Raw genomic sequence first — 26,135 nt, 5'->3', positions numbered from 1 at the left:
CCACAACCGTCTCGTCATCGCGACAACGCAGCTCGCAGAAAGGCTGATCACATTGGAAAGCTCGGCAGATCTCGGCGAATCCGAGGCCCGTTCGCTCATGCTCCCGAGGCTGGACCGGCTCGCCTTCGGGGCCGACTACTACCCGGAGCAGTGGCCGCAGGAGGTGTGGGAGCAGGATGTGAAGCTGATGCACGAGGCAGGCGTCAACCTCCTCAGCGTCGGCATCTTCTCCTGGGCCCTGCTGGAACGCGCCCCCGGTGACTTCGACTTCGGCTGGCTCGACAGGGTCATGGACCTCCTGGCCGACGCGGACATCAAAGTGGCCTTGGCGACACCGACCGCGGGGCCGCCGGCATGGCTCTTCACCCGGTATCCGCAGGCCCGGCCGCAGACGTCGGACGGGACGACCCTCGGCATCGGCGCGCGCGAATCCTTCTGCCCCAGCTCACCCGAGTACCGCGAGGCCGCGGCGCGGATCGCCCGGGCTCTCGCGGAGCGCTACCGTGATCACCCGGCGCTCGCGGTGTGGCACGTCAACAATGAGTACGGCTCCCACGCGGGCCGCTGCTACTGCGACCAGAGCGCGGAGGCGTTCCGTACCTGGCTGCGCCGACGCCACGGCACGCTCGACGCGCTCAACGAGGCGTGGGGCACGCAGTTCTGGGGCCAGCGGTATTACGAGTGGGCGGAGATACAGGCACCCCGCGTCGCCCCCATGCCGGTCAATCCTGCGCAGCGGCTCGACTTCGCGCGTTTCACCTCAGACGAATATCTGGCCTGTTACCAGATGGAACGCGACATCCTAAGTGCCGTCACACCGGATGTGCCGGTCACCACCAACTTCATGGCAGGAAACTGTAAGAACATCGACTACTGGCGCTGGATGCCGGAGATGGACCTGGTGGGCAACAGCAACTACCTGATGGGCGAACAGCCCGACAACCATCTGGGTCTTTCCCTGGCCGGAGACCTTTCCAGGTCGTTCGCGCAGGGCAGGCCCTGGCTGCTCATGGAGCATTCCACCGGAGCGGTCAACTGGCAGCCCCGCAACATCGCCAAACTGCCCGGGCAGATGCGTCGCAACAGCCTCGCCCACATAGCCCGCGGTGCCGATGGGGTCATGTTCTTCCAGTGGCGCGCCTCTCTCTTCGGCAACGAGAAGTTCCACTCCGCGATGGTTCCCCAAGCCGGTACCGAGACGGAGTTGTGGCGTGACGTACGCGCACTCGGCGCGGACGTGCGCGCGTTGAGCGAGGTGCGCGACAGCCGCGTCCGAGCCGATGTCGCTGTCGTCTTCGACTACCCGTCCTGGTGGGCGATGGAATACGAGGACAAACCGACCGGTGGCCTGAACTACATGGAACGCGTCCGCGCCTTCTACGAGGCCCTGTGGAAGACGCACCTGACCGTCGACTTCGTCCAGGCCACTGACGACCTCTCCGGCTATCCCCTGGTAGTACTCCCCAGTCTCTACCTGCTGTCGCAAAGGGGAAGTCTCAACCTGCGCAGCTACGTGGAGTCCGGCGGTACGCTCCTGGTCTCGTACTTCTCCGGGATCGTGGACGAGAACGACCGTATCCACGAAGGCCCCTTCCCCGGCGGGCTGAGGCAGACCCTCGGTCTGATCACCGAGGAGTTCCACCCTCTGCACACCGACCAGGCGGTCGACGTCGGCGGATGCCTCCAGGGCGATCTGTGGTCGGAGCGGGTGATCCTGCAGGGCGCCGACAGCGTTCTCCACTTCGGCAGCGGGCCGGACCAGGGATATCCCGCGCTGACCCGCAACGCCCTCGGGGACGGCTCCGCCTGGTATCTGGCCACCCGGCTCGACCCAGCGGCCCTGATCCAGGTCCTGGCTCTGGTACGCGAGCACAGCCCGAGGATCGCCCAGCGCCCAGAGTTGCCCGGCCATGTGGAATCCGTGGTCCGCGCTAGCGCTGATGCCGAGTACCGGTTCCTGATCAACCATCACATCGCGCATGCCGTGGACGTACCAGGCACGGGCTTCGACCTGCTCACCGGCACGCAGTACGACGGAACCGTACGGCTGGCCCCGTCCGCGGTCGTGGTCCTGCGCACCCCCACCTCGGCACAGCCCTGACACACGATGCCGTCGGCCGACGGAGATGGGCCGGCCGACGGCATCGAGGGGTTCGGTCAGCGGGAATACAGATCAAGGCTTCCGATTTCGATGCCCGTCCGGTCGGAGCGGCCCAGTTTGCGTTTGTTGGCGTCGGCGGTCCGCGCTATGCCCTCCTGGACGGGGTGGTGCATGTGAAGCAGCGTTCCGGCCATCGTCCCGACCTCATGCACCTCCGCGAGGCGTGTGTAGAACTCGTAGTCCTCCGACCCCCAGCCCTCATAGCTCTCGTCGAATCCGTTCAGATCCCTAAATGCGTCCCGGCGCACGGCCATCGAAGCCGCTCCCTGAGGCCCATGGATGCGGTAGCCGAAGAGGTCGTCGAGTCGGACACTCTTCCCTGAATCATCGCTGAACCGGCGGTCAATGGCACGGGCTGTGGAGTGCGGTTCGAGGAAAAGAAGGTTCCGAAATGGGATTAGTCCTCCGATCGGCGAGTCCTTGAACTCCACCAGAACCGCTTCGAGGAAATGCCGGGACGGTAGCACATCGACGTCCATGAAAAGAATGACGTCGCTCTCGGCTTCGTCGTGCACGGCCCCGACGTTGTGACCCCAGGCGTGATTGTACGGTCCGTCGTTGTACCCGTACAGGTACTGGTCGACATGTGGAGCGAAGAGCCCTTCATTCCGCGGGTGTTCGTCCTGCTCGACCAGGATGATCCGGTAGTCCTCGCGTGGCAGTGTCTGGTCTCCCACCGCGGCCAGGGTGCATTGCGCGTTGTGCAGGCGGGCGGTGTCGCCGGGGACCGCCCGGATGTCCAGTACGACGCTTAGTCTGCTGCGACCGCGCTGTGGGGTCCGGACACGGTCCGGGAGCGCGGGCGGCTCGGGGCGTGTGGCGTCCGTGGGGAAGGGGTCCAGGAAACGTTCCCCGCGGTGCGGCTGCAGGCGGGCATCCTCCTGGAAGCGACGCACGGCGTCACGGACTTCACCCTCCAAGCCTGCGTCCTCCGCGAGGGCGGAGCGGACAGCTTCCTCCAAGGTGGCGTAGACATTCCAGTCCGTGGGCGTGGACCGCAACTTTCCCTTCAGTGACCCGCATTCCTGCCGCAGCCGGGGCGACCGCTCCAGAATCCCGCACACGCGCCGCACCTTGGCCTCGTCACGAGCCCAATAAGGGGGGCTGAAGCGGGCTCCCGGGTCGACGCTCATGAGGACGATCTCCGCCGCCCGGCGATGCAATATGTCATCGGACATGGATTCTCCGACTTTTCTGTTTCGGGGGAATAACTTCCGGACGCCCAGCTAGCAAGAGCTTTCACTTAAGGCGCCACGAAGCCATCCAATCATTCAGTGATGGCCCAGGGCCCGGACTTCCACCTGGCAGGAAGGTGCTAGGTGCGTTCCTGCCAGCCTTCTTAGTGGTACTCCCGAGACGGTCAGGGAAGTATGGCGTGAAACCGAACGTCGAAAGGGGTGCCCGGTGCCTCGAAGCAGGCGCAGTATCGAAATGAAGAATCCCACCCTCAGCGTCGTCATACCCTGCTACAATGAATCGGAGATTCTGGCTGAGACACACAAGCGTCTCACCCAAGTACTCCGCACATGCGACGGATTCCAGTACGAGCTGATCTACGTGGATGACGGTTCCACCGACGGCACCTGGGACGTCATGTCCGCCTGCACACGTACCTTCAGCACGGTGCGCAGTCTGCGGTTCAGCCGGAATTCGGCCACCAGGCGGCCTGTCTGGCCGGCCTTAGGGAGTCCACCGGCGATGCCGTCGTGGTCATCGACGCCGACCTGCAAGACCCGCCGGAACTGATACCCGAGATGGTGGACCTGTGGCGCGCCGGATGGAGCGTGGTGTCCGCCCGGCGCCGTGTCCGCCAGGGCGAGACCTTCTTCAAGAAAGCCAGTGCCTACGCCTACTACAGGCTGCTGAGCGCACTCTCCGAGCACTCCCTTCCCCTGGACACGGGGGACTTCCGTCTCCTGGACCGCGAAGTGGTCATGCTGCTCGCCACACTGCCGGAGAAGGAGCTCTATCTGCGCGGCGCGGTCAGCTGGCTCGGCCTCCCAGAGACCAGCGTCTTTTACGACCGGGACGAGCGCCTCGCCGGTGAGTCTAAGTACACCCTGCGCAAGATGATCGCCCTCGCCCGACGTGGCCTGCTAGCCCATTCCGCCGCGCCTCTGCGGTTGTCCACCTACCTGGGAGTGACCGCGGTCGTCGGCGGACTGACCGCCGCGGTGATCCAGGGCGATCCACGTGTCGCGGGCCCGCCCCGGGGCCTTCGGCGCTCAGGCGTTTGGCTTCGTTCGCGTTTAGCAGCAGCGTTTGTCCGGCACTTTGGGCAGCAGGTGTAGGCCGGCGGGCTCGGGAATGTTCACGAGAATTGACGTCAGCGCATGGCACGGCCCGCAGCCCGTGAGGGCGGCGGGCCGTCGGGCGGGCTGGGTCAGGTCAGCCGGCTTGGGCGGAGTCGAGATGGTGGGTGTCACCGAGGCTGACGACTTGCCGGTTGTGGAAGAAGTCATCTTCGCGGAGCGTGGTGATGCTGCCGGAGGGGGCACGGAAACTGGCATAGCCAGCCGACTCGATCGGCATCTTGATCCAGGACGCCACGACGCATGTCAGGGAGCCGCCGTGCGTCACGATGATCTGTTGTTCGCAAGGACTCTGCAAGATCTCGTCCATGGCCGCGTAGATGCGCTTCGCCCATGTCGCCTTGGTCTCTGCGCCCTCCACGCCTTCGTCGTGGTCCATCCGCTCCCCGACAGCCGGCGGTGGGACGAAGCGCCGGTCCAGCCACTCCTGTGGCTTTCCCCCTGCCTCACCGTAGGACTTCTCCCGCAGCCTGTGATCCAGGATCGGCTTCACCCCGAACAGTTCAGCCACTTCATCGGCCGTCCGCAGGGTGCGCCGCAGATCCGAGGAATGCAGCTCCACCTCGGTGCCGTGCGGGATCTGGGCCCGCAGCGCTTGGGCAATGGAGACCGCTGCACGGATGCCGGCGGGCGTCAGCTGCGAGTCATGCCATCCTCCGACGACTCCCTCGACGTGGTGGGTCGCCTCGGGGTGGGTGATGACGTAAAGAGTGCGCATCAGCGCGTGCCTCCTGTGGGTAGCGTCTTGCGTGATTGCAGTCCGCAACTATGGAGGCGACAGCTCAGAACCATCAAGCGGGTTCTTCTGCTCGGGCCCGGGTGCTGGCGAGGCGGTAGGAGTCGGTGCCGGTCTCGATGATGGTGCCGTTGAAGGTGAGGCGGTCGACGATGGCCGCGCAGAGCCTGGGGTCGGTGAAGGTCTTGGTCCAGCCGCCGAAGGACTCGTTGGAGGCGATGGCGACGCTGTTCTTTTCCTCGCGCTCGGTCAGGACCTGGAAGAGGAGTTCGGCGCCGTGCCGGTCGAGTTCCATGTAGCCGAGTTCGTCGATGCAGAGGAGATCGACGCGGCCGTAGCGGGCGATGGTCTTGTTGAGCTGCTTCTCGTCGGCGGCCTCGACCAGCTCGTTCACCAGCTTGGTGGCGAGCGTATAGCGGACGCGGTAGCCCTTCATGGCCGCCTCGGTGCCCAGGGCGATGAGCATGTGGGACTTGCCGGTGCCGGAGTCGCCGATCAGGCAGAGCGGCTGGCTCTTCTTGATCCATTCGCAGCTGGCGAGGGTGTGGACGGTTGCCGCGTCGATGTTCGGGTTGGCGTCGAAGTCGAAGGCCCGAAGGGACTTCTCCCGGGGGAAGCCGGCTGCCTTGATCCGTCGTTCCGAACGGCGTCGGGACCGGTCGTCGCACTCGGTCATCAACAGTTCGGCGAGGAAGCCGCGGTAGGTCATCTGGTCCTTGACCGCCCTGTCGGCGATGTCGTTGAACTCGTTGCGGATCGAGGGCAGCCGCAGCAGGCGGCAGGCGGTGTCGATCGCGGCGTCGGCGGCCTGCTCGGTCAAGCCTCGCTGGCGGGGCAGGGTGGTCACTGTGCTTCTCCCTCACGGTGGTCGCTGCCGCTGGTGTGGCGGCGTCGGAGCAGTTGGTCGTAGGGGGTCACGGACGGCAGCGGCCTGGTGTCCGGCGGGAGGTGCGCGAGGCGCCACTCGTGCAGCGACGTGACGGTGGCCGGTGTCTGCCCGGGAACCGACGGGTTGGATGCGCCGATGGCTGGCTCGTCTTCCGTCTGGGCAGCCTTGCGGGCCTCCAGGGCAACGGCGTCGGCGGTTAGAGCGCCGGCCCGCAGTGCGGTGGCCAGGCCCGCGACCACGTGCTCGTGGGCGAGGTGTCTGTTCAGCAGCAGGACCTCGATCAACGCCCGAGTGCCGTCCCGCTCGCCGTGCATCTTGCGGGCCTGGGCCCACCAGGCGTCGTGGACCGGAGTGAACTTGCCTGCGGACCGGGCCTGCTCCAGGGCTGTGGCACCGGGGAAGGCGCCGGGCTTGCGGATGAGGGCTTCGAGGTAGTGGTCCAGGTCCAGGCGGCAGCTGCCCTTCGCGATCAGCCTCTCGTGCCGGGCCACCTCGATGTTCCTGTCATAAACCACAAGGTGGGAGGCGTGCAGGACGACTCGCACCCGCTTGCCGATCAGACGGGTCGGAACCGAGTAGCGGTTGGTGCGGACGGCGATCTGGCTGGAGCGGTCGACCCGTGGCGTGAACAGCCGGCCGGTCTCGAACGGTTCTTCAGGAAGCGGCATCAGCAGAGGTAGCTCGATCGCGAAGTACTCGTTGACGGTCCGCGGCCGCGAACCGATCCGGCGATGCCCGTCGTGCAGGTCCCACTGGTCGACCAGCTCGTTCAGCTCAGCCAGGGAGTCGACTTCCGGGACCGGTGTGAAGTGGTTGCGGCGGAAGTACCCGATCATTCCTTCGACTCCGCCCTTCTCGTGGGCGCCTTCGATGCCGGGGCGGCAGTAGAAGCTCTCGATGTTGAAGTGCGAGCGGAAGGCGATCCACCGGTCGGTCTCCACCCGGGCCCGGTTCAGGCCCAGCACCTGGGCGACGGCCGACTTCAGGTTGTCGTAGCGGATCTTGCTTCGCGGGACACCGCCCAGCGTGCGTAGCGCGTGCACGTGCCCCTCGAAGAAGGCTTCCTGGCCGCAGGAGGCGAAGACCCGGTGGACGGCCTTGCCCGAGTAGGACAGACGGAGCGAGACCAGGTAGCAAATCACCAGCTCGCCGGCCAGGCGTACGGTCACGTCGCCGAAGTCGACCTCCGCCTCGTGACCCGGCAGATGGGTCTGCGGCACGAATGCTTCCATCGGGGCCTTGCCGGAGGCAGCAAGGATCTCCGGCTTCCGGTCGGAGACGTAGCGCCGGACCATCTGGTAGGACACATCGGCGCTGTGCTCCTCGATGAGCCGGTGGAAAATCCACAGACTCCCGAAGACCTTTCGAAGACTCCCGACAAAGGACGATTTGGCATGCCCACTACACATCAGGCCGCCGCAGTCTCCCCCGCCCGCCGCCGCGCCGACCTGATCCTCTTCATGGTCCTCGCCTTCGGCGTGAGCTGGGCCTCCTGGGGCGCGGCGATCGCGATCGGCGGACCGGCGAAGAACGGCGAGCCCACCTACGCCCCCTTCCTGCTCGGCGCCTTCGGCCCGCTGATCGGCGCCCTGGTGATCCGGATACGCCGGCGCCGCCGAGGCGAACCGGTCCCGCCGCACGCGGTGCGCTACCGCCCCTCGGCGTGGCTGTGGGCGCTGCTGCTGATCGCGCTGTCCGCCGGGGCCGTACTGGTCGCCGCCGTGATCGGGCACGCGGCCGGCGGTCCGGCGGTGAGCTGGACGGACGCCAAGGACGTGATGAACGACATGGGCGGCCCCGCGGCCTTCCTGGTCAGCATGATCGTCTCCGGGCCGCTGTCGGAGGAGCCGGGCTGGCGCGGCACCGCCTACCCGAGGATGCGCGCCACGATGGGCCCCTTCCGGATCGCCCTGATCCTGGGTGTCGTCTGGGCCGTGTGGCACCTGCCGCTGTTCTTCATCGACGGCACCGTACAGAACGGCCTGGGCCTGTTCACCCCGAGCGGGGTCCTCTTCGTCGCCAGCAACGTCCCGATGGCCATGCTGGTCACCTGCGCCTACCAGCGGGCCGGTGTGGTCGCCGCGATCGCCACGCACTTCGCGGTCAACACCACGATGGTCCTGCTGGACGTGGACACCCCCGTCACCCAGGCCATGATCATCGGCACGCAGCTGATCGTCGTGGCGCTGCTCCTGGCCATCAACGGCCGGGCGGACCGCGCCGCCGCGCCGGTGGCCGTGGTCCGGACCCGGCCGGCCCAGGACCGGACCCGCGTCTGACCGGCCCGAGGCCCCGCCTCGCCGGCCCTCGCCCCTCGCCCCGTGCCCCCGCCGGGACGAGGGGCGAGCCGCGTCTCAGCCGGAACCGGTACCGTTCTCGCCGGCCGCGCGCCTTCGGGTTCGGGAACGGGTGATTGTGTGTCGAGGCTCGACAGTTGTCACCGGCGGAGCCGAAAAAGGCCGGCAGAAGCCGGCAGAAGGCCGGGCTGAAGCAGCCTGGTTGTCACCCGGAAGGCAGGCCACTTGTCACAGACGCTCGGTGCCTTTCGATCCCTCACCTCGTGGTCCGCCGACGGCTCGGGCTCGACGGCCGTACCGACATGGCGTGACGGCGCCGGTCACGAGGACGCGCATGCGCCATCTCCCCGGGGTGGCGCGAACCGGAAGCGTGTCACCAGGGCACCTCTCCCTCGTCGTCGAAGAAGCGGCCCGTCGGCCCGTCGGCCGATACGGTGGCCAGCCGGATCGCGGCGGCTGCGCCCTGCTGGGGGGTGCGCACTCCCCGGAAGCCGTTGAGGTCGGTCGCCGTGAAGCCGGGGCAGACGGCATTGATCAGGATGTGGGTGTCGGCCAGTTCCTTGGCGTACTGCACGGTGACGGCGTTGAGGAACGTCTTCGACGGAGCGTAGGCGATGGCGATGGGGCCCGTCTCGGCGCCGGGCGTGGTCTGGAGTGTGAGGGAGCCGACGCTGCTGGAGACGTTCACGATCCGCGGCGACGGCGAGCGGCGCAGCAGAGGGAGCAGGGCGTTGGTGACGCGGATGACGCCGATCACGTTGGTCTCCACGGCCGCCCGTACCCGGTTCACGTCGACCGTGGTGGGCTCCTGCGGTCCACCGCCGGTGATCCCCGCATTGTTGACGAGCGCGTCGAGTCGCCCGGCCCGCTCCTCCATCAGCCGGGCCGCCGCTGTCACGCCGGCGTCGTCGGTCACATCCAGCGGCACGCCGAACGCGTCGGCTCCGGCCGCGCGCAGCTTGTCCACAGCGGCCTCGCGCCGCTCCTCGTTCCGCGCGCCGATTCCGACGGACCAGCCGAGGGCGCCGAGCCCGGCGGCGATCTCGTACCCGATGCCCTTGTTGGCGCCGGTCACCAGCGCGACCTTGTGGTGGTTCACGGTGTTCGTCTCACTCATGACATCGATACTTCTCCCCCGCCGGGCACGGTGTCCAAGACCGACCGGGTGGACGGCGATACCGCCCGGGTATCGCTCCTGGCCGTCCCGGTTAGGCTGGCGGAGTGGAGACACGTGAGCTGCGGTACTTCGTCGCGGTCGCCGAAGAGCTGCACTTCGGCCGGGCCGCGCAGCGGCTCGGGATCGCCCAACCCCCGCTGTCGCGGGCGATCGCCGGGCTCGAACGGCGCCTGGGCACCCTCCTGCTGGAGCGCGGCAGCCGGGGTGTCGCCCTGACCGGGGCAGGGGCGGTGCTGCTGCGGGAGGCGCGGGCGGCGCTGGACGCCGTCGAGGCCGCCGAACGGCGCACCCGCCGGGCCGCTCTCGCGGCGACCGGCCGCCCCGCCGTGGTCCTGGCCGCGAAGGCGGGCGCATCCGGTGAACTGCTGGCGAAACTCCTCGACGCCTACGCCGCCGAGCCCGGCGCCGTCGCCGTGGACGTCGTGCTGTGCGGGCCGGGCGAGCAGGCACGGTTCCTGCACGACGGCCGGGCCGATGCAGCCCTGCTGCACCGGCCATTCGACGACACGGCCGGCTTCGACACCGAGGACCTGCACTCCGAGGGTCAGGTCGCGATCCTCCCGGCGGGCCACCCTCTCAGCGCCCGCCCCCACGTGCGGCTCGCCGAGGTCACCGACCTTCCCGACCTGCCTCTGCCCCGCTGGCCTCGCCCTGACGGCACCTTCCCGGACGGCCCCGGACCGCAGGTGCGCGACCACACGCAACTCACCCAGCTCATCGCCCTCGGCCGCGCCTGCGCGGTCGTGCCGGAGTCGGGCCGCACCGGCCTGCGCGAGGGCCTCACCGCCGTACCGGTCCCCGACGCCCCCCACGTCACCACGGTCATCGCCTGGCCCCCACACAGCCGCTCAACGGCGGTCGCAGGGCTGGTTCGCGCCGCCACTGCCCTGTGACCGACGGCGGTGAACGCCGGGACACCGTGCTGGATTTCGGGTACAGCGTCCGGTCTGCCAACGGCACCCGACACATCGTGCGGTACGAGGTGACCGGCCTGCACCGACCGCGCCCCTGGCACAGCCAGGCTCCGACGCGAAGTGACAACGAGCCTGCCTTGGTGACACCGATCGCGCCTCGGCTCATCTGGTCCGGGCCTCACAGCTGTTCGGGCGCGGCTGCTACAGGTCGAACTCGAGGTGCTCGATGTCCGTGAACCAGACCTCTTCCAGGCTTCCGGCGCGGCGGCCGCCGTCCTGGAAGTAGACCTCCCTGAGCGCTTCGGCCGCGATCTCCTGGAGCTGCTGGTCGGTGGCGCCGGCCTCCTGGGCGTCGAAGAGGCGGGCGGCGTAGACGGGCGGCAGGGCGACGGTCAGGTGCCGGATGCGGTCCTGGTCCGTCGACCCGATCGGCGCGGTGTAGCCCATGCGGGCGCGGGTGTCGATGACGATGCCGCCCGTGCTGGCCGCCTTCGCCTTGGCCTTGGCCCGCATCTGGGGCTGCCACCGCTTCTTCACCTCGCGCTCCAGGCGCGCGGCGAGGTCGGGGCGGGGCTTCTTGATCTGGTCCTTCACGTACCGCTCGACGGTGCGCTGGGAGATCCGCAGCATCTGGGCGACCGCCTTGGTGCTCTTGAGCTGCTTGACCAGGTACCGCATCTGCGGGCCCGCGTTCTTGGGCGCCGGGCGCGTGAACGCCTTCTGCACGGCGGCGTCCAGGCCGTCCCCGAACAGGCTCATCGTGGCCTTCTCCTACTCTCCGTTGTCGACGTCGGTGACGGTGCCGTCCTTGATGTAGCGGGCGAGGTTGAGCTCCGGGGCGTTGAACCGCTCCCGGACTTCCTCGCCCCACAGCACGGACTGGGTGCCCTCGTGCTTTACCAGGCCGGGGTTGATGCCGAGCTTGAAGCCGCCGGGCAGCGGCTTGCCCTCCCGGTAGGGCAGGAAGTCCAGCGGGCTGGTGCCGTTGGCGGCGTAGACGATGCAGTCGGACAGGATCGCGATGGGGTACTGCCCGGTGAAGGCGGCGTGCTTGACGATCTTGCGGTGCAGGTTGATCCGGGTGCGGGAGATGACCGCCGCCCGGATGTCCGGCCGCCACGTCGGGCGGGACAGGGCGCGCCACGGCTCGCCCCGCCGCCAGCCCTCGCCGCGGGGGCGCTCGCGGAGCTTGCCCAGGCCGCCCTTGACCGTCGCCTTGATCGCCGTGGTGACGATCGCCAGCTCCGGGTCGCGGGCCTTGTAGCCGTCCATCGCCGCGAGGAAGTCAGCCGGCGACAGGTCGGCGTCGACGCCGAGGTCGGCCATCGTGGCGAGGTAGGCGTCGCGCAGCCGGTTGTACCAGCCGTCCAGGTAACGGCCGTTCTCGTAGCGCACCCACGCCTCCAGCGGCCGCACCTCGTAGCCCAGCTCCACCGCGTACGCCACGGTCGGCGTCGCGTACCAGGCCGGGCCGGTCGGGCGCTCGCCCTTCGGCGTGAACGGGGAGGGCAGCAGGCTGCCGTCCAGCTCCGCCCACTCCTTGCCGACCTTCACGCGGGACAGATCTACGTGGGACAGGTCGACCAGCCACGAGCCAGGCAGCTTCGGGTCGAACACCGGCGCCTTGACGTGCGTCGGCGCACCGAGGCCGACGGTCAAGCCGTTGGCACCGGCCGCGAAGGCCATGTTGACGTCGATGCCGACCAGGTGGCGCAGGGTGCACTCCGCATCGGTCATCGGCCGCGCCCAGTCGTACGCCTCCTCGAACAGCTTCTCGCCGGGGCCGCGGACGTGGAACCGGGGCAGGTCCTTGAGGACGGGGTGGCCGTCGGGGGCCTCGCACGGCGCCGGTTCGACCGGGTCCTTGCCCAGGCTGCCGGGGTTGTGCTCGGACTGCCGACGGCCGTCGGCGTCCGGCTCGGACGCCCGGGTCGGCGGGTGCAGCGCGGTCATCAACTCCAGGCCGGTCACGGCGGTGGATCCGCGCGGCGTCATGACCCGGGACGCGTACATGCCCAGGACACGGGCGAGTTCGGCCGGCGGGAGCTGCCCGGCCTCACCCCAGTGCCGGGTGTCCAGCGCGTGCCACGACGGGATGCACAGCTGCACGCAGGCCCGCTCCGCCCCCTGGGCGGGGCGGTAGATCCTCGCCCACGGGCCGAAGCCGCGGTTGGTCAGCTTCCACTCCGCACGCGCCAGCTGCTTGATGACCTTGTGGCCCTCCGGCAGACGCCCGGCGAGGCGCTCCTCCTCCGTGAGCGTCGTGGGGAGGCCGTAGCGCTCCAGCGCGACCTCGGTGAGCACGAGCAGCGGGTCGGCGTCCTTGCCGGGTCCGGCGAGCTTCGGCTGACCGAGCTGGCCTCGCGCAGCGTCCAGTCGACCAGGGCCGGGATGCTCTTGGCCGGTACGTCCAGGACCAGGCCGCCGGTGCAGTACGCCAGCACCTTCCCGTCCTCGACGTCGACGACCGCGAGCGGTCCGTTCTCGAACCGCGGGTCGGTGCCGCCCGCCGGGGTACCGGCCGGGGCCGCCTTCCGTGCACCCGGGCGGCACGACGTCGACGACGGCCTGGCGGTGCGCGCCGGACGGGGCGCGGCCGCCGGGACAGCGGCGACGGGAGCAGCGGCAGGGCTCTGGGTGTTCTCGGTTGCAGGTGCAGTCATGACCGCAGCCCCGGGGGCCGGGCCTGTGGACGGAGTCCGCGCTTCCGCCGGTTCCGGCGTGCCGGTGAACGTGGCGAGGGCCGGCTCCTGAGGGACGGGGTAGAGCTCGGCGAGCTGCCGCAGCAGCCGGGCATAGGCCTCACGCTCCGGGCCACGCGGCTCGGTCGGCTTCTTCACCGACTCCCAGCCGGACACCGTGGCCCGCCGCACCTTCAGCGCGGCGGCGACCTCGTCCAGCGTCAGGCCGTGCGCGACCCGCAGCCGCTTACGCTCCTCCACCGGCGGCAGCGGAGAACGGGACGCGACCAGCGCGTCGACCGCGTCGAACAACTCGGACATGAAACACCTCCTGCCACTACCGCCGTCGTGGGCACTCCTTCGAGGGGTGTGCGGGCAGAAGCCGCCCGAGACGGCCAACTGCCCGCCGACACTCCCACCGCTCGCCGTTCCCCCAGGTCAGGCATCGAAGTACTGCTTGGAGTACTACGGCATCGGCGGCACCGTCGGCATCGCACTCGTCGCATCGGTGTCCGTGCCGGCCGTGATGATGCCGTCCATGACGGCCCGGTCAGCTACTGCGGCCCCGATCTCCCTGCGTTGGTCGCCCGACTGCCATGCCGTGCCCCACGGGTGTCACCGGTGTCGCCGTTTTCGTCCGGAGCCCCTCGGCGCCGCGGTGGAACGGCGGGTGATCAGTTGCACGGGAAGCGTCCGCGGCTGGTCGGCACGGACGACGGCTCCGTTGATCAGACCGAGCACCACGCGCACCGCGATGTGGCCCTCGGCGCGCAGCGGTGCCGCCACCGTGGTCAGGCCCGGTTGCACCAGGTCCGCCACGAAGATGTCGTCGAATCCGATGACGCTGATGTCCTCCGGGACGCGTACCCCGGCGGCCTGGAGCCCCCGTATCAGCCCGATGGCGACCTGATCGTTGTAGGCGACGACCGCGCCGGCGCCGCAGTGCAGGATTTCCGCGACCGCCTGGGCGCCTCCGCTGATCGTCGGCGGGACGGGTCCGGCGCGCTGTACGCGCAGGCCGGTACCGGCCGCCTCCCTCAGGCCCCGCCAGCGCATCCCGTCGACCCACGACGGCTCCGGTCCGGCGAGATAGACCACGGCCCGGTGCCCGAGCCCGGCCAGGTGGTCCATGGCCAGCCGGGCGCCGTGCAGGTTGTCGGTGACGATGCTGGACACGTCGGCGATGTCGCGGTTGAGCACCACGGTGGGCCGCTGCTTGGCGATCATCCGGATCGCCGAGTCCGACATGCGGGTGCTGGCCAGCACGATCCCCTCGACGCTCGGCACCGCGCGTTCGATGTTGCGGCGTTCGATCCGGTCGTCCTCCTGCGCGTTGATCAGGAGGATGCTGTAGTCCGCCTCCGTGGCGGCCGCCTCGGCACCGCGGATGATCTCGGCGTGGAAGGGGTTGGTGACGTCGGAGGTCACCAGCGCGAGCATCGAGGTCCGGCCGGTGGGCAGCGCCCTGGCCAGGTAGTTGGTGCGGTAGCCCATCTCAGTGGCTACGGCGCGGATGCGCTCGGCCGTCTCGGCGTTGACCCGCCCGGGCCGGGAGAACGCCCGGGACACGGTAGAGGCCGCGACACCTGCAGCGCGTGCGACATCGTAGATCGTCGGCGGGCGGGTCCGTGCCCGAGCGCCTTCCCCGTTTCCGGGTGGGTGAGGGGGTTGTGCCATGGGTGTCGCCTCCGCTCGTCGCGCCGGGCCTCGCGGCAACTGGTGGCAACCGCTTGCCAGGCGAATTTCACGGCAGCTTAATGTCCCGGTATCCACCTCGAGACGTCGGCATCGTCGCCGCGCAGCCAAGGAGCCCCCATGCTTCCTCCCCGGGACACCTCGACGCGAGAACGCAGGTCCCTCAACGGCCTGTGGGCCTTCCGCCTCGATCCGCAAGGTGTCGGGCGGGACGCGGGCTGGTGGCGCTCACGGTTGCCCGAGGCCCGGGAGATGCCGGTTCCGGCCAGCTACAACGATGTCGTTCCGGACACCGCCGTACGCGATCACGTCGGCGACGCCTGGTACCAGACCACCGTGCGCGTCCCGGCCGGATGGTCGGGGCAGCGGATCGTGCTGCGTTTCGACGCCGCCACCCACCGTGCTGCGGTCTGGGTGAACGACACCCTGGTCGCCGAGCACGAGGGCGGCTACACCCCCTTCGAGGCCGATGTCACCAGCCAGGCGGCGCCGGGGGCCGAGGCACGTGTGACCGTGGTCGTCAACAACGAGCTGACCTGGGCCTCCGTGCCGCCCGGCTATGTCGAGGAGACGGCACGGGGCCGCCGCCAGCGGTACTTCCACGACTTCTTCAACTACGCCGGCCTGCACCGTTCGGTCTGGCTGTACTCCACCCCGGCCGCGTGGATCGGTGACATCACGGTCGACACCGGGTTGGAGGGCACCACCGGCACGGTCGGCTACGCCGTGCACGGCGCAGCCGACCAGTTGGACCGGGTGCGGGTCGTCCTGCGGGACGCGGAGGGCGCCGAGGTCGCCTCCGCCGAGGGGCCCGAGGGCGTGCTGCGGGTGCCGGACGTCCACCCGTGGGCGCCCGGCGACGGATACCTCTACGCCCTGGAGGCACTGCTCCTCGACGACGGTGGCCGGGTGAGCGACTCCTACGTCCTGCCCGTCGGCGTGCGGACCGTCGAGGTACGCGGCACCGAGTTCCTGATCAACGGCGAGCCGTTCTACTTCAAGGGCTTCGGCAAGCACGAGGACGCGCCGGTGCGCGGCAAGGGCCACGACGACGCGCTCATGGTCCACGACTTCGAGCTGATGGAGTGGATCGGTGCCAACTCCTTCCGCACCGCCCACTACCCGTACGCCGAGGAGGTCCTGGAGTACGCGGACCGGCACGGCGTCGTCGTCATCGACGAGACGGCGGCCGTCGGCATGAACCTCAAGCTGCCGGCCATCGCGGGACACGGACCGGCGCGGGCCACCTACACCGACGAGACGATCGGCCCGGACACCCGGCGCACCCATCTGCGGGCCCTGCGCGAGCTGATCGAGCGGGACCGCAACCACCCGAGCGTGGTGCTGTGGAGCATCGCCAACGAGCCCGAGTCGGCCGTGCCCGCCGCCCGGGAGTACTTCGCCCCGCTGTTCGAGGAGGCCCGCAAGCTCGACCCCACCCGTCCGGTGGGCTTCGTCAACGTCATGCACGACGCCGCACGGCAGTGCCTGGTGTCCGAACTGGCCGACGTGGTCATGATCAACCGGTACTACGGCTGGTACGTGAACGCCGGCGACCTGGAGGCGGCCGAGGCCGCCCTGGAAGCCGAGCTGAACGACTGGGCGCGGCTGCACCGCAAGCCGGTCATCGTCACCGAGTACGGCGTCGACACGCTGTCCGGTCTGCACAGCGTGACGGACGTGCCGTGGTCCGAGGAGTACCAGGAGCGGTTCCTCGCCATGTACCACCGGGTGTTCGACCGGGTCGACGCCGTCGTCGGCGAGCACATCTGGAATTTCGCGGACTTCGCCACCCGCGTCGAGACCGGCCGTGTCGACGGCAACAAGAAGGGCCTGTTCACCCGCGACCGGCGCCCGAAGAGCGCCGCGTTCTCCGTGCGCCGCCGTTGGAGGAACGATGTCTGAGACGCAAGCCCGCCAGAAATCCGCGACCGGGGCACGGAACGCCGGCCCGACGGAGCGCCTGAGCCTCCTCCGGGTCATCGGCTACGGTGCGGGCGACGCCGGGAACAACGTCGCCTTCCAGTTCTCCGCGATGTTCCTGCTGCTGTACTACACCGACGTGGTCGGGCTGAGCCCGGCGGCGGTGGGCACGATGTTCCTGGTGATCCGCGCCTGGGACGCGGTCACCGACCTCATCGCCGGACGCCTGGTGGACCGTGTGCAGACCCGCTGGGGCAAGTTCCGCCCGTTCATCCTGTTCGGCTGCCTCCCGCTGCTGCTCCTCAACGTGGCCCTCTTCCACGTCCCGGACCTGCCCTCCGGCCTCCAGCTGGTCTACGCCTACGTCACCTATGCGCTGATCGGTCTGGCCTACAGCCTCGTCAACATCCCCTACGGCGCGCTGGCCACCGTGATGACCCAGGCGCCCGACCAGCGGACCCGGCTCGGCGCGGCCCGCGGCGTCGGTGCCGTCACGATCATCATCGCCCTGGGCGCACTGGTCGGCTCGCAGCTCGGCAAGGTCGACATGCAGAGCCTGTTCTCGACGCTGACCTGGTGGTTCGTACCGCTGGGCGTGGCGTTCTACCTGCTGACCTTCTTCACGTGCCGGGAGACGGTGCGGCGCGACCGGGAGCGGGTCACCCTGCGGCAGACCCTGACCGTGCTGCGGGTCAACCGTCCGCTGATGCTGCTGTCGCTGAGCACGCTGGTCTTCCTCACCGGCTACTCGACCGTGATCGGCATCGCGGCCTACTACGCCCGTGACGTCCTCGGCGATTCCAGCCTCTACCTGGTGCTCAACCTGTGCAGCGCGGCCACCCTGCTGCTGATCGTCCCGCTGGCGCCACGGCTGGTCCGCCGGTACGGCAAGAAGTTCCTCTTCGGCTGGGGTGCCGGGCTGACCTGTGTCGGCGGTGTCGGAGTGGTGCTGGCGCCGGGCGCCTCGGTGGCTCTGGCCGTGGCGGCCTGGGTGGTCATGAACCTGGGCATGAACACGTTGAACACGCTGACGATGAGTTTCGAGGCGGACGCCGTGGAGTACGGGCAGTGGCGCACCGGCTACCGGACGGAGGGTGCGACGTACGCCGTCTTCTCCTTCACCCGGAAGATCGGCCAGGCGCTGGCCGGAGCGGCACTGGGGTACCTCCTCGCCTTCGGCGGCTACTCCGGCACGGCCGCGGTGCAGTCCGACGGGGCGCTGACCTCGATCCGGCTGGCGGCCGGTGTGGTGCCCGCGCTCTGCGCGCTGGTCGCCGCTCTGGTGATGCGGTTCTACCCTCTCAGCGACGCCCGTTTCCGGGAGATCGTGGCGGAACTGGCCGAACGCGGGGCACGGAAAACGCCGTCCGCAGGCCCCGCGGACGAACCCGGGCCGGCGTGATCGCGACGAGCGGCACCGATGGCGGCGGGGCCCCCTGGGGCGCCGCCGCCGCGGCGGTCCGCGGCGGCCACCGCCGCCCCCGCCACCGACCACGTGAGGCCGGCACATCGCGCACCCGGTGCGGGGACTCACCCGCGGACGAACGAAGGAAACAGTCATGACAGTCGTGCAAAGCGCCTCCCTCACGGGGGCCGACGCCCGGGCAGCCGATCGCGTCGGCGCGCTGCTGCCCACTTCGGGAAGGCTGGGGGTGGCCTTCTCCGGTGGGGTGGACTCCTCCGTCCTGCTGGCGCTCGCGGTGCGCGCGCTGGGCGGCGACCGGGTCGTCGCCGTACTGGGTGTCTCCCCCAGCCTCGCCGCCGACGAGCGCGCCGCCGCTCACCGGGTCGCCGCGCACATCGGTGCCGAGGTGGTGGAGGTCCGCACCCACGAGGGCGAACTGCCCGCCTACCGGGCCAACGGTCCCGACCGCTGCTTCCACTGCAAGAACGAGCTGTTCACCCGTATCTCCGACGAGGTCGCGGCGGCACACGGGCTGACAGCCGTCGCGTACGGCGAGAACGCCGACGACGTGCGCCGCCCCGACCGGCCGGGCAGCCGTGCGGCGGTCCGGCACGGCGTGCTGCGACCGCTCGCCGACGCCGGCCTGGACAAGGAGGCGGTGCGGAGCGTCGCCCGCGCCCTTCGACTGCCGTGCGCGGACAAGCCCGCCGCGCCGTGCCTGGCCTCCCGTGTCCCGCATCACGAGGAGGTGTCCCCGGGGAAGCTGGGCCAGATCGAGCAGGCCGAGCAGGCGCTGCGCCGACTCGGCTTCGGCGACTGCCGGGTGCGGCACCACGGCGACGTCGCACGGATCGAGCTGCCGGTCGCGGACATCGCTCGGGCAGCCGGGCCGCTCCGCGAGGAACTGCTGGCCGCGGTGCGCGAGGCGGGTTTCCGGATGGTGGCGGTGGACCTGGCGGGCATCCAGTCCGGCGCGTTCACCCTGCCGCTGGTGGAGGTGTCCCATGGCTGAGGCCTGGACGCCGCCGACGGAGCTGGAGGCCTTCGCCCGGCTCGACCACGACCGGGCCGCGCGGCGCGGCTACCCGGAAGCGGTGTACTGCGAGGGGAAGACGGCGCGGCAGGTGGGTGCCATCGCGGCGGCGGTGCGTTCCCGTGCCGCGGCAACGCTCTTCACCCGGGCCTCGGACGAGCACGCGGCCGCCGTCCTGGCCGAACTGCCGGACGCCACGCACGATCCGGAAGCACGCCTGCTGGTCTGGCCCCCCGAGCCGCCGGAGCCCTCCGGCGGCCGGGTCATGGTGCTGGCGGCGGGGACGTCCGATCTGCCGGTGGCCCGTGAGGCGGAACTCACCGCCCGTCACCTGGGCCGGCCCTGTGAACTGGTGGTCGATGTGGGGGTGGCCGGTCTGCACCGGGTGCTGGCCCATCTCGACCGGCTGCGGGGGGCCCGGGTCGTGGTGGTGGCCGCCGGGATGGACGGGGCGCTGCCCAGTGTGGTGGCGGGTCTGATCGCGGCACCGGTGGTGGCGGTGCCGACCTCCGTCGGGTACGGCGCGGCACTGGGCGGCGTCGCGCCGCTGCTGTCGATGCTCAACTCGTGCTCGCCCGGGGTCGCCGTGGTCAACATCGACAACGGCTACGGGGCGGGGCATCTCGCAGCGCAGATCGCGGCGCCCTCCTCCGACTGACCGGGCGAGCCGCCCGGCGGCTCGCGCGCCGACTCGCTCCGCCGTGCGGCGCCGTTGGCGTGCCGCCACCGCCGTGCCGCCACCGCCGCCCCTCCACCACGGCCGGCGACGTCGTGTCGGGGCGCCGGCCGCGGATCAGTCCGCCGCAGCACCGCCGTACGGTTCACGGGGTCCGAGGTCCGCCGGTACCGGTGCCCCGGGGGTCAGCCCTCGCTCCGCCGCGGCGGCGGCGACGGCGGCGAGCACCACCCGGGGCGCCAGGCCCAGGCCGGCGGCCAGCTGGGCGGCGTCCTCGAACTCGGGCGTGGCCTGCACGATGGTCCCGTCGTGGTGGCCGACCTTCACGGGCATGCGGCTTCCCAGCACGTCGACGTCGCACCAGCCGCGGTCCAGCGCCGTCTTGCGCACCCGGTGCTCGCGCACCCCGAGGGTGCTGGTCTGGTGGAAGACCGTGTCGCGCAGCGCGCCCGCCCGCCCGGACGGCGCGAGCACGCGGAGGGTGTGGGCCGGCCGCCCCTTCTTCATCAGCACCGGCACCAGCCAGGCGTCCGAGGCGCCCGCCGCCAGCAGCGCCGCGAGCACGCCGGGCCACAGACGGGGGTCGAGGTCGTCCACGTTCGCCTCCAGGACCACCTCCTCCCCCGGGTCGCCGGGGTCGCTGCCCGCCGGTGCCGTCGTGCCGATCAGGACGCGGACCACATTGGGGCGCCCCGGAGTGTCTCGGGTGCCCGCGCCCACGCCGGTGGCCTCCAGGCGCATCGGCGGCAGGTCTGAGCACTCTTCGGACAGCGCGGTGACCAGAGCGGCTCCGGTGGGTGTGGCCCGTTCGCCCCTGCCGCCGGCGAACACCTGCCAGCCGGTGGCGAGCCGTGCGACGGCGGGGACGGGCACCGGGATCTCGCCGTGCGCGGTCCGCACCGTGCCGGCCCCGACGGCGAGGCGACTCGCGGTGATCCGGCCCACGCCGAGCAGGTCGAGTGCCACGCAGACCCCGACCACGTCGGCCACCGAGTCCCAGGCGCCCACCTCGTGGAAGTGGACGTCCTCCGGGTCCACCCCGTGGACATGCGCCTCGGCCTCGGCCAGCCGGGCGAAGACGGCGAGGGCGTGCCCGCGCACCCGCTCCGGCAGAGCCGGCGGCGCCTGTTCGATCAGGGCGCGGATGGTGCTCCAGGTGCGGTGCGGCTGGTCGGCAGCCGTGGGCGAGACCACCGCCCGGGTCGCGCGCATCCCGGCCCGGACGACTTGTTCGCAGGTCAGCCGCACGGTGTCCGGGAGCACCGCGTCCACCGCGGCGCGTACGCCGTCCAGGGGGGCGCCGGCGTCGAGCAGGGCGCCGAGCAGCATGTCCCCGGCGACGCCTGCGGACACGTCCAGCCACGCCGTCCGCATCTCAGCGGTCCCCACCCGCGCCGGGCCTGCGCAGCCGGTACAGGACCTCGCCGGCCTCCGGCACCACCAGGGTGTCCGGGTCGGCGGCGAACGCCGCCGCGTCCACCTCTGCGGGGTCGAGGTGGTTGAGGTTGGCGGCGCGGACAACGTCCTCCGGGATGCCGGTGGCCAGGGTGACGGTCACCCGGCAGCGCTCCCCGTTCTCCGGGTCCCAGGTGCCGGCCCCGCGCAGATGGGTGGAGTGCGCGAGGACGCCCCAGTGGAGGTCCTTGAAGCGGTCCCACTGGCCGGTGAAGTAGTCGCGGCAGTGGTATCCCACCTGTTCGATCTCCGGATGCATCTCGGAGATCCGGCTCACGTGCGGGGCGTAGAGGATCACCTCGCCGCCGTCGGCGACCACCGGTTCGAGTTTGTAGAAGCCCTTGGCGGCGGTCCAGATGTCGTCGTACTTGGCGGGCATGAGCGACAGCACCCGCCGTACGGGAGCGTCGAGGTAGCGCACATGGGTCTCGGCGGAGACGTCGGCCGCCGCCGACCACGCGTCCTCCGGGGCGCCGTACGCGGCGGCGTGCAGGTCGCCCGTGCCGGAGCGGACGACGACGCACAGCGCGCGCCGGCGGCTCGGGATGAGCGCGGAGGCCTCGTCGATCAGCGCGCGGACGGGGGTGATGCCGCGGGTGCCGATGATCTCGGCGCTGGTGATGAGCGCTCCGAGCCAGTGGGAGACGTCGATGATCTCGGGGCCGGCCACGCCGGGGAAGAAGTACTTGTTGCCGCCGGAGAAGCCGACCACCTCGTGCGGGAACACCGGTCCGACGACGAGCGCCACGTCGGCCTCCACCACCGCCCGGTTCAGCCGGACGTCGACGTCCTGGCGCAGACGGCCGCCGGAGAGCTCCGCGACCCGGTCGGCGGGGATGGCGCCCACCGACGTGAAGGTACCGGGCTCCCACCACTCGTGGTTGACGACGGTCATGCCCGGATAGGTCTGCTCCAGGTGCCCTTCCCGGTAGCCGAGGTGGGCGGCCAGTTCGGGCTCCGCCATGGGAGCGTGGGTGCCGAGCGCGATCAGCACGGTGAGCCGGCTCACCCGTCCGTGGAGCGCGGCGTGGAGGGCGGAGAGCAGCAGCGGCAGCGGGCAGCTGCGGGTGCCGTCGGGCACCACCAGGCAGACCCTGCGCCCGTCCAAATCCTCGCCGGCGAGCTGTTCACCGACGAACCGCCTCAGCCGTTCCTCGGTCAGGATCTCGTCCGGGCTCCCGATCCGCGCGGCGGGCCGGGGGCCGGCTCCGCCGGGCGTCGGGGTGAGGTGCGTGGTCATGACCGTCAGCCGACCACGGTCCTCCCCCGGGAGGCAAGCACCCGAGGCAACTCATGGCAACCGATTGCTGTCCTGCTCCTGAACGATCGACACTTCACCGCATGTCAGGTTCCACCACCCCCCTCCAGCTGTCGCCCGACCGTCTGCTGCCCGCCGATCCGGGGGTGCGCGCGCTCGCCCGCCGGCTCTACGACAGTGTGCGCGAGCTGCCGATCCTCTCCCCCCACGGCCATGTCGACGCCCGCATGCTCGCCGACGACACGCCCTTCAGCGACCCGGCGAGCCTGCTGATCACCCCGGACCACTACGTGACCCGTCTGCTCCACGCCGACGGTGTGCCCCTGGAGGAGCTGGGGGTGGGCCACGGCACCCTGGCGGAGCCCGAGGCGCGTGCGGTGTGGCGCAGGCTCTGCGAGCACTGGGCCGTCTTCCGGGGCACCCCGGTACGCCACTGGCTGGAGTCGGAACTGGCCGAGATCTTCGGGGTCACGGAACGGCCGGGTCCGGACAGCGCGGACCGGATCTACGACCGGATCGCCGAGCGGCTCACCGAGGACGCTTTCCGGCCCCGCGCCCTCTTCCGGCGCTTCGGCATCGACGTTCTGGCCACCACCGACGACCCGTGCGACGACCTCGCGGCGCACCGGGAGCTCGCCGAGGACCCCCACTGGCGGGGGCGGGTCGTGCCGACCTTCCGCCCGGACCGCTATCTGGAGCCGGGCCGCGCGGACTGGACCGAGAACGTGGCGCGGCTGGCTGAGGCCGCCGGCCTCGACACCGGGGACTACGACGGATACCTGCGGGCGCTCGAGGCCCGCCGCCGCTACTTCGTCGAGCACGGCGCCACGTCCGCCGACCACAGCCATGCCGACGTACGGACCGACCCGCTGACGCCCGCCGAGGCCGCCCGCATCTACCGGGCCGCCCTCGCGGGCGAGGCGTCCGAGGCGGAGACCACCGCCTTCCGCCGGAACATGCTGCTGGAGATGGCCCGGATGTCCTGCGAGGACGGCCTGGCGATGACCCTGCACCCGGGCGTCCTGCGCGACCACCACGGCCCCACGTTCCACCGGTACGGCCCGGACACCGGCCACGACCTCCCCGTACGGGCCGAGTTCACCCGGGCGCTGCGGCCCCTGCTGGAGCGTCACGGCACCCGTCCCGGTTTCCGGCTCGTCCTGTTCACCCTCGACGAGAGCGTCTTCTCCCGGGAGATCGCCCCGCTGGCCGGGTTCTATCCGTCGGTGTACGCGGGCGCCCCCTGGTGGTTCCTCGACGCGCCGGACGCCATCGGCCGCTTCCGCCGTGCGGTGACCGAGACCGCCGGTTTCACCCGCACCTCGGGCTTCGTCGACGACACCCGCGCCTTCTGCTCCATCCCGGCCCGCCACGACATGTCCCGCCGTCTGGACTGCGGATTCCTCGCCGAACTCGTCGCCGAGCACCGCCTCACGGAAGACGAGGCGTTCGAGACCGCGACCGAACTGGTGACCGTCAACCCGCGGAAGGCGTTCAAACTGTGAGCCCGGCACCCGGCACCGCCGTCCCCCGCCTCTCCCGCTCGCGCAGCCGCGACGCCCGGCAGGCAGCCCCCGTCCGCATCCTCCACCTCGGGCTCGGCGGGTTCTTCCGCGCGCACCAGGCGTGGTACACCGACCGCGCACCGGACGCCGATCGATGGGGCATCGCCGCCTTCTCCGGCCGCCGTCCCGAACTCGCCCACGCGCTGGCCGCCCAGGACGGCCTCTACACCCTCGTCACCCGGGACTCCGACCGGGACCGCCACGAACTGGTGAGTTCGCTGTCGGCCGCGCATCCGGGCGGGGACCACGCCGCGTGGCTCGCGTACTGGGAGCGGCCCGCGCTCGCCGTGGTCACCCTGACGGTCACCGAGGCCGGCTACACCCGCGCCGGCGGTGTCGCCGACAGTCTCGACACCGGCCGGGCGGACGTCGCCGCGGACATCGCCGCGCTGCGCGCGGACGTGCGGGCTCCCGGCGCCACCGCCGCCGCCCGGCTGCTCGGCGGTCTGGCGGCGCGCAGGGCGGCCGGACACGGTCCGGTCGCCCTCGTCTCCTGCGACAACCTGCCCGGCAACGGGCGCGTGCTGCACCGCGTGGTGCGGGAGTTCGCCGAGGCGACCGGGCGGCCCGAACTCGTCGCCGCCGCAGGCGATGCCTCGTACGTGACGACGATGGTGGACCGCATCACGCCCGGCACCACCGACGAGGACGTCATCGCACTGCGCGCCGCCGGCGGCGGCGAGGACGCCGCGCCGGTGATGACCGAACCGTTCTCCGAGTGGGTGCTGGAAGGAGAGTTCCCCGCGGGGCGTCCCGCCTGGGACGAGGTGGGCGCGCGGATCGTCTCCGACGTCTCACCCCACGAGGAGCGCAAGCTGTGGCTGCTCAACGGCGGCCACTCGCTGCTCGCCTACACCGGCTCCGCGCTGGGGCACGACACGGTGGCCGAGGCGGTCTCCGACGCGCGGTGCCGCGACCGGCTGACGCGGTGGTGGGCGGAGGCCTCCCGTCACCTGCGGCTGCCCCCGGGCGACCTCGCCGCCTATCAGCAGGCACTGCTGACCCGCTTCGCCAACGCCCGGATACGGCACACCCTCGCCCAGATCGCCGCCGACGGCTCGCAGAAACTCCCGGTCCGCGTCCTGCCGGTGCTGCGCGCGGAACGCGCCGGGGGCCGGGTGCCGCAGGCCGCCGCACAGGTGATCGCGGCGTGGCTGCTGCACCTGCGTGGCGCCGGGGCACCGGTCAAGGACGTCGCCGCGGACACTGCCACGGCCGCGGCCCGCGGCCCGCTCCCCGACGCCGCGCGCCGGGTGCTCAATCTCCTCGACCCCGCCCTGGCGCACGACGAGGAGTTGCGGGCGGCCGTGACCGCGTACGCCGAGAGAGGTCACGTGGTGAACGCATGACGAGCCGCCTGAGGGACACCGCCCGCCACGACCCTGCGGGCCTGCCGCGCAGCTCCACGAACGAGCCGCCGGCCATGTACCGCGTCGAGTTCCGGGAGCGCGTGGACGGCTCGGGCCGTCGCGTGACGGAACTGCTGCACGACGGCCGGGTGCTGGGCCACCCCTACACCGAGACCCCGTCGGCGGTCCCGGGCTACCGGTATCTCCCGGTGTTCTTTCTCGCCCATGCAGTCTGTCTGGGCTGGTCACCCACACTACGAAGCCTCCACGCCGGGGCGTTCCTCCCCGATCACCCCGTCGGCGTCGACAGCGCCGACAGCGCCGACGGCGAAGCCGCCGAACAGGCCGCCGCCGCCCTCACTCATGTCTTCGCAGTCGACCGGCTGGGCACCGACGTGGAGGACCTCCTGGATCCGGACCTCATCACGGCGGTGGCCCGGCTGACCCACCACGCTGCTCCCCACCTCACCGCTGCGGACTGGGAGCATGCTCTGGGTACGGGGATGCGGGCTTGGCGACGGCTCTACCGGGCATCCGGCCGGATGGTCGTGGCCGACCTGGAACGGCACCGCCTGTTCGTGCCAGGCTGACGTCTGCGCGGTGCGGATG

Annotated in this window: 19 protein-coding genes and 2 pseudogenes; 11 read left to right on the top strand and 10 right to left on the bottom strand. The window is 70.9% G+C overall.

The window, feature by feature from the left end:
* Positions 1 to 97: 97 nt before the first annotated feature.
* On the top strand, positions 98 to 2,101 hold the full coding sequence (locus ACIP67_RS31110) for a beta-galactosidase (protein ID WP_401696229.1): 2,004 nt from the start codon (positions 98 to 100) through the stop codon (positions 2,099 to 2,101).
* A 56-nt stretch (positions 2,102 to 2,157) separates the two neighbouring features.
* Here ACIP67_RS31110 and ACIP67_RS31105 read toward each other — a convergent pair whose 3' ends face one another.
* Positions 2,158 to 3,339 carry a galactosyltransferase-related protein gene (locus tag ACIP67_RS31105; protein WP_401696228.1) on the bottom strand — a complete coding sequence of 394 codons (1,182 nt, stop codon included), beginning with the start codon at positions 3,337 to 3,339 and terminating at the stop codon, positions 2,158 to 2,160.
* A 253-nt stretch (positions 3,340 to 3,592) separates the two neighbouring features.
* On the opposite strand from ACIP67_RS31105, the pseudogene ACIP67_RS31100 reads away from it, so the two are divergent.
* A pseudogene (locus tag ACIP67_RS31100) lies at positions 3,593 to 4,452 on the top strand (glycosyltransferase family 2 protein).
* A 97-nt stretch (positions 4,453 to 4,549) separates the two neighbouring features.
* Here ACIP67_RS31100 and ACIP67_RS31095 read toward each other — a convergent pair.
* The 3 genes from ACIP67_RS31095 to ACIP67_RS31085 form a co-directional block, all read right to left on the bottom strand.
* Positions 4,550 to 5,191: a histidine phosphatase family protein gene (locus tag ACIP67_RS31095; RefSeq protein WP_401696227.1), complete on the bottom strand. Its 642-nt coding sequence runs from the start codon at positions 5,189 to 5,191 to the stop codon at positions 4,550 to 4,552.
* 73 nt (positions 5,192 to 5,264) lie between these two features.
* Entirely contained in the window at positions 5,265 to 6,056 is a 792-nt protein-coding gene (gene istB / locus ACIP67_RS31090; RefSeq protein ID WP_401696226.1) for an IS21-like element helper ATPase IstB, read from the bottom strand.
* Entirely contained in the window at positions 6,053 to 7,405 is a 1,353-nt protein-coding gene (locus ACIP67_RS31085; RefSeq protein ID WP_401696225.1) for a transposase, read from the bottom strand. Before ACIP67_RS31085 ends, istB begins: the two co-directional genes overlap by 4 nt.
* Positions 7,406 to 7,492: 87 nt before the next feature.
* On the opposite strand from ACIP67_RS31085, the gene ACIP67_RS31080 reads away from it, so the two are divergent.
* A complete protein-coding gene (locus ACIP67_RS31080; RefSeq protein WP_401696224.1) occupies positions 7,493 to 8,377 on the top strand; it encodes a CPBP family intramembrane glutamic endopeptidase in 885 nt (294 codons plus the stop codon).
* Positions 8,378 to 8,768: 391 nt separating this feature from the next.
* Here ACIP67_RS31080 and ACIP67_RS31075 read toward each other — a convergent pair whose 3' ends face one another.
* A complete protein-coding gene (locus ACIP67_RS31075; protein WP_401696223.1) occupies positions 8,769 to 9,512 on the bottom strand; it encodes an SDR family oxidoreductase in 744 nt (247 codons plus the stop codon).
* A 104-nt stretch (positions 9,513 to 9,616) separates the two neighbouring features.
* Here ACIP67_RS31075 and ACIP67_RS31070 point away from each other — a divergent pair, with 104 nt between their 5' ends.
* Positions 9,617 to 10,465, top strand: coding sequence for a LysR family transcriptional regulator (locus ACIP67_RS31070; protein ID WP_401696222.1), 849 nt, complete (start codon positions 9,617 to 9,619; stop codon positions 10,463 to 10,465).
* Between the two features lie 222 nt (positions 10,466 to 10,687).
* Here the strand turns inward: ACIP67_RS31070 and tpg are convergent, their stop codons facing one another.
* The 3 genes and pseudogenes from tpg to ACIP67_RS31055 all read right to left on the bottom strand — a co-directional run bounded on the left by tpg (position 10,688) and on the right by ACIP67_RS31055 (position 14,844).
* Positions 10,688 to 11,245 carry a telomere-protecting terminal protein Tpg gene (gene tpg, locus ACIP67_RS31065; RefSeq protein WP_401696221.1) on the bottom strand — a complete coding sequence of 186 codons (558 nt, stop codon included), beginning with the start codon at positions 11,243 to 11,245 and terminating at the stop codon, positions 10,688 to 10,690.
* Positions 11,246 to 11,257: 12 nt separating this feature from the next.
* A pseudogene (gene tap / locus ACIP67_RS31060) lies at positions 11,258 to 13,488 on the bottom strand (telomere-associated protein Tap).
* Between the two features lie 294 nt (positions 13,489 to 13,782).
* Positions 13,783 to 14,844, bottom strand: a complete 1,062-nt coding sequence (locus ACIP67_RS31055) for a LacI family DNA-binding transcriptional regulator (protein WP_401696220.1) — start codon at positions 14,842 to 14,844, stop codon at positions 13,783 to 13,785.
* Between the two features lie 138 nt (positions 14,845 to 14,982).
* Here ACIP67_RS31055 and uidA point away from each other — a divergent pair, with 138 nt between their 5' ends.
* The 4 genes from uidA (at position 14,983) to larB (ending at position 19,881) form a co-directional block, all read left to right on the top strand.
* The gene (uidA, locus tag ACIP67_RS31050; protein WP_401696219.1) at positions 14,983 to 16,767 is read left to right on the top strand and encodes a beta-glucuronidase; all 1,785 of its coding nucleotides are present in this window, start codon (positions 14,983 to 14,985) and stop codon (positions 16,765 to 16,767) included.
* Positions 16,760 to 18,187: a glycoside-pentoside-hexuronide (GPH):cation symporter gene (locus tag ACIP67_RS31045; RefSeq protein ID WP_401696218.1), complete on the top strand. Its 1,428-nt coding sequence runs from the start codon at positions 16,760 to 16,762 to the stop codon at positions 18,185 to 18,187. Before uidA ends, ACIP67_RS31045 begins: the two co-directional genes overlap by 8 nt.
* A 157-nt stretch (positions 18,188 to 18,344) precedes the next feature.
* A complete protein-coding gene (gene larE, locus ACIP67_RS31040; protein ID WP_401696217.1) occupies positions 18,345 to 19,202 on the top strand; it encodes an ATP-dependent sacrificial sulfur transferase LarE in 858 nt (285 codons plus the stop codon).
* On the top strand, positions 19,195 to 19,881 hold the full coding sequence (gene larB / locus ACIP67_RS31035; RefSeq protein WP_401696216.1) for a nickel pincer cofactor biosynthesis protein LarB: 687 nt from the start codon (positions 19,195 to 19,197) through the stop codon (positions 19,879 to 19,881). Before larE ends, larB begins: the two co-directional genes overlap by 8 nt.
* 135 nt (positions 19,882 to 20,016) lie before the next feature.
* Here the strand turns inward: larB and larC are convergent, their stop codons facing one another.
* Both larC and ACIP67_RS31025 read right to left on the bottom strand, forming a co-directional pair.
* Positions 20,017 to 21,273, bottom strand: a complete 1,257-nt coding sequence (larC, locus tag ACIP67_RS31030) for a nickel pincer cofactor biosynthesis protein LarC (protein WP_401696214.1) — start codon at positions 21,271 to 21,273, stop codon at positions 20,017 to 20,019.
* Position 21,274: 1 nt separating this feature from the next.
* Positions 21,275 to 22,594, bottom strand: coding sequence for a lactate racemase domain-containing protein (locus tag ACIP67_RS31025; RefSeq protein ID WP_401696213.1), 1,320 nt, complete (start codon positions 22,592 to 22,594; stop codon positions 21,275 to 21,277).
* Between the two features lie 101 nt (positions 22,595 to 22,695).
* Between ACIP67_RS31025 and uxaC the strand changes: the two genes are divergently transcribed.
* From uxaC to ACIP67_RS31010, 3 genes are read left to right on the top strand one after another with little or no spacing between them, the layout of a single operon-like run.
* On the top strand, positions 22,696 to 24,117 hold the full coding sequence (uxaC, locus tag ACIP67_RS31020) for a glucuronate isomerase (protein ID WP_401696212.1): 1,422 nt from the start codon (positions 22,696 to 22,698) through the stop codon (positions 24,115 to 24,117).
* Entirely contained in the window at positions 24,114 to 25,526 is a 1,413-nt protein-coding gene (locus ACIP67_RS31015; protein ID WP_401696211.1) for a mannitol dehydrogenase family protein, read from the top strand. The genes uxaC and ACIP67_RS31015 overlap by 4 nt, the downstream gene beginning before the upstream one ends.
* A complete protein-coding gene (locus ACIP67_RS31010; RefSeq protein ID WP_401696210.1) occupies positions 25,523 to 26,116 on the top strand; it encodes a hypothetical protein in 594 nt (197 codons plus the stop codon). The genes ACIP67_RS31015 and ACIP67_RS31010 overlap by 4 nt, the downstream gene beginning before the upstream one ends.
* Positions 26,117 to 26,135 lie beyond the last annotated feature (19 nt).

This window comes from Streptomyces sp. NPDC088812 (assembly GCF_044750285.1).
GTDB lineage: Bacteria > Actinomycetota > Actinomycetes > Streptomycetales > Streptomycetaceae > Streptomyces.
Note: the sequence above shows the minus strand (reverse complement) of the source record. Positions and strands in the feature narration are given on the sequence as shown.

Excerpts from the sequence above, each read along its gene's own strand:
- ACIP67_RS31110 (WP_401696229.1), top strand. The coding sequence starts at position 98 with ATGCTCCCGAGGCTGGACCGGCTCGCCTTCGGGGCCGACTACTACCCG.
- ACIP67_RS31105 (WP_401696228.1), bottom strand. The coding sequence starts at position 3,339 with ATGTCCGATGACATATTGCATCGCCGGGCGGCGGAGATCGTCCTCATG.
- ACIP67_RS31095 (WP_401696227.1), bottom strand. The coding sequence starts at position 5,191 with ATGCGCACTCTTTACGTCATCACCCACCCCGAGGCGACCCACCACGTC.
- ACIP67_RS31080 (WP_401696224.1), top strand. The coding sequence starts at position 7,493 with ATGCCCACTACACATCAGGCCGCCGCAGTCTCCCCCGCCCGCCGCCGC.
- ACIP67_RS31075 (WP_401696223.1), bottom strand. The coding sequence starts at position 9,512 with ATGAGTGAGACGAACACCGTGAACCACCACAAGGTCGCGCTGGTGACC.
- tpg (WP_401696221.1), bottom strand. The coding sequence starts at position 11,245 with ATGAGCCTGTTCGGGGACGGCCTGGACGCCGCCGTGCAGAAGGCGTTC.
- ACIP67_RS31055 (WP_401696220.1), bottom strand. The coding sequence starts at position 14,844 with ATGGCACAACCCCCTCACCCACCCGGAAACGGGGAAGGCGCTCGGGCA.
- uidA (WP_401696219.1), top strand. The coding sequence starts at position 14,983 with ATGCTTCCTCCCCGGGACACCTCGACGCGAGAACGCAGGTCCCTCAAC.
- ACIP67_RS31045 (WP_401696218.1), top strand. The coding sequence starts at position 16,760 with ATGTCTGAGACGCAAGCCCGCCAGAAATCCGCGACCGGGGCACGGAAC.
- larE (WP_401696217.1), top strand. The coding sequence starts at position 18,345 with ATGACAGTCGTGCAAAGCGCCTCCCTCACGGGGGCCGACGCCCGGGCA.
- larB (WP_401696216.1), top strand. The coding sequence starts at position 19,195 with ATGGCTGAGGCCTGGACGCCGCCGACGGAGCTGGAGGCCTTCGCCCGG.
- larC (WP_401696214.1), bottom strand. The coding sequence starts at position 21,273 with ATGCGGACGGCGTGGCTGGACGTGTCCGCAGGCGTCGCCGGGGACATG.
- ACIP67_RS31025 (WP_401696213.1), bottom strand. The coding sequence starts at position 22,594 with ATGACCACGCACCTCACCCCGACGCCCGGCGGAGCCGGCCCCCGGCCC.
- uxaC (WP_401696212.1), top strand. The coding sequence starts at position 22,696 with ATGTCAGGTTCCACCACCCCCCTCCAGCTGTCGCCCGACCGTCTGCTG.
- ACIP67_RS31010 (WP_401696210.1), top strand. The coding sequence starts at position 25,523 with ATGACGAGCCGCCTGAGGGACACCGCCCGCCACGACCCTGCGGGCCTG.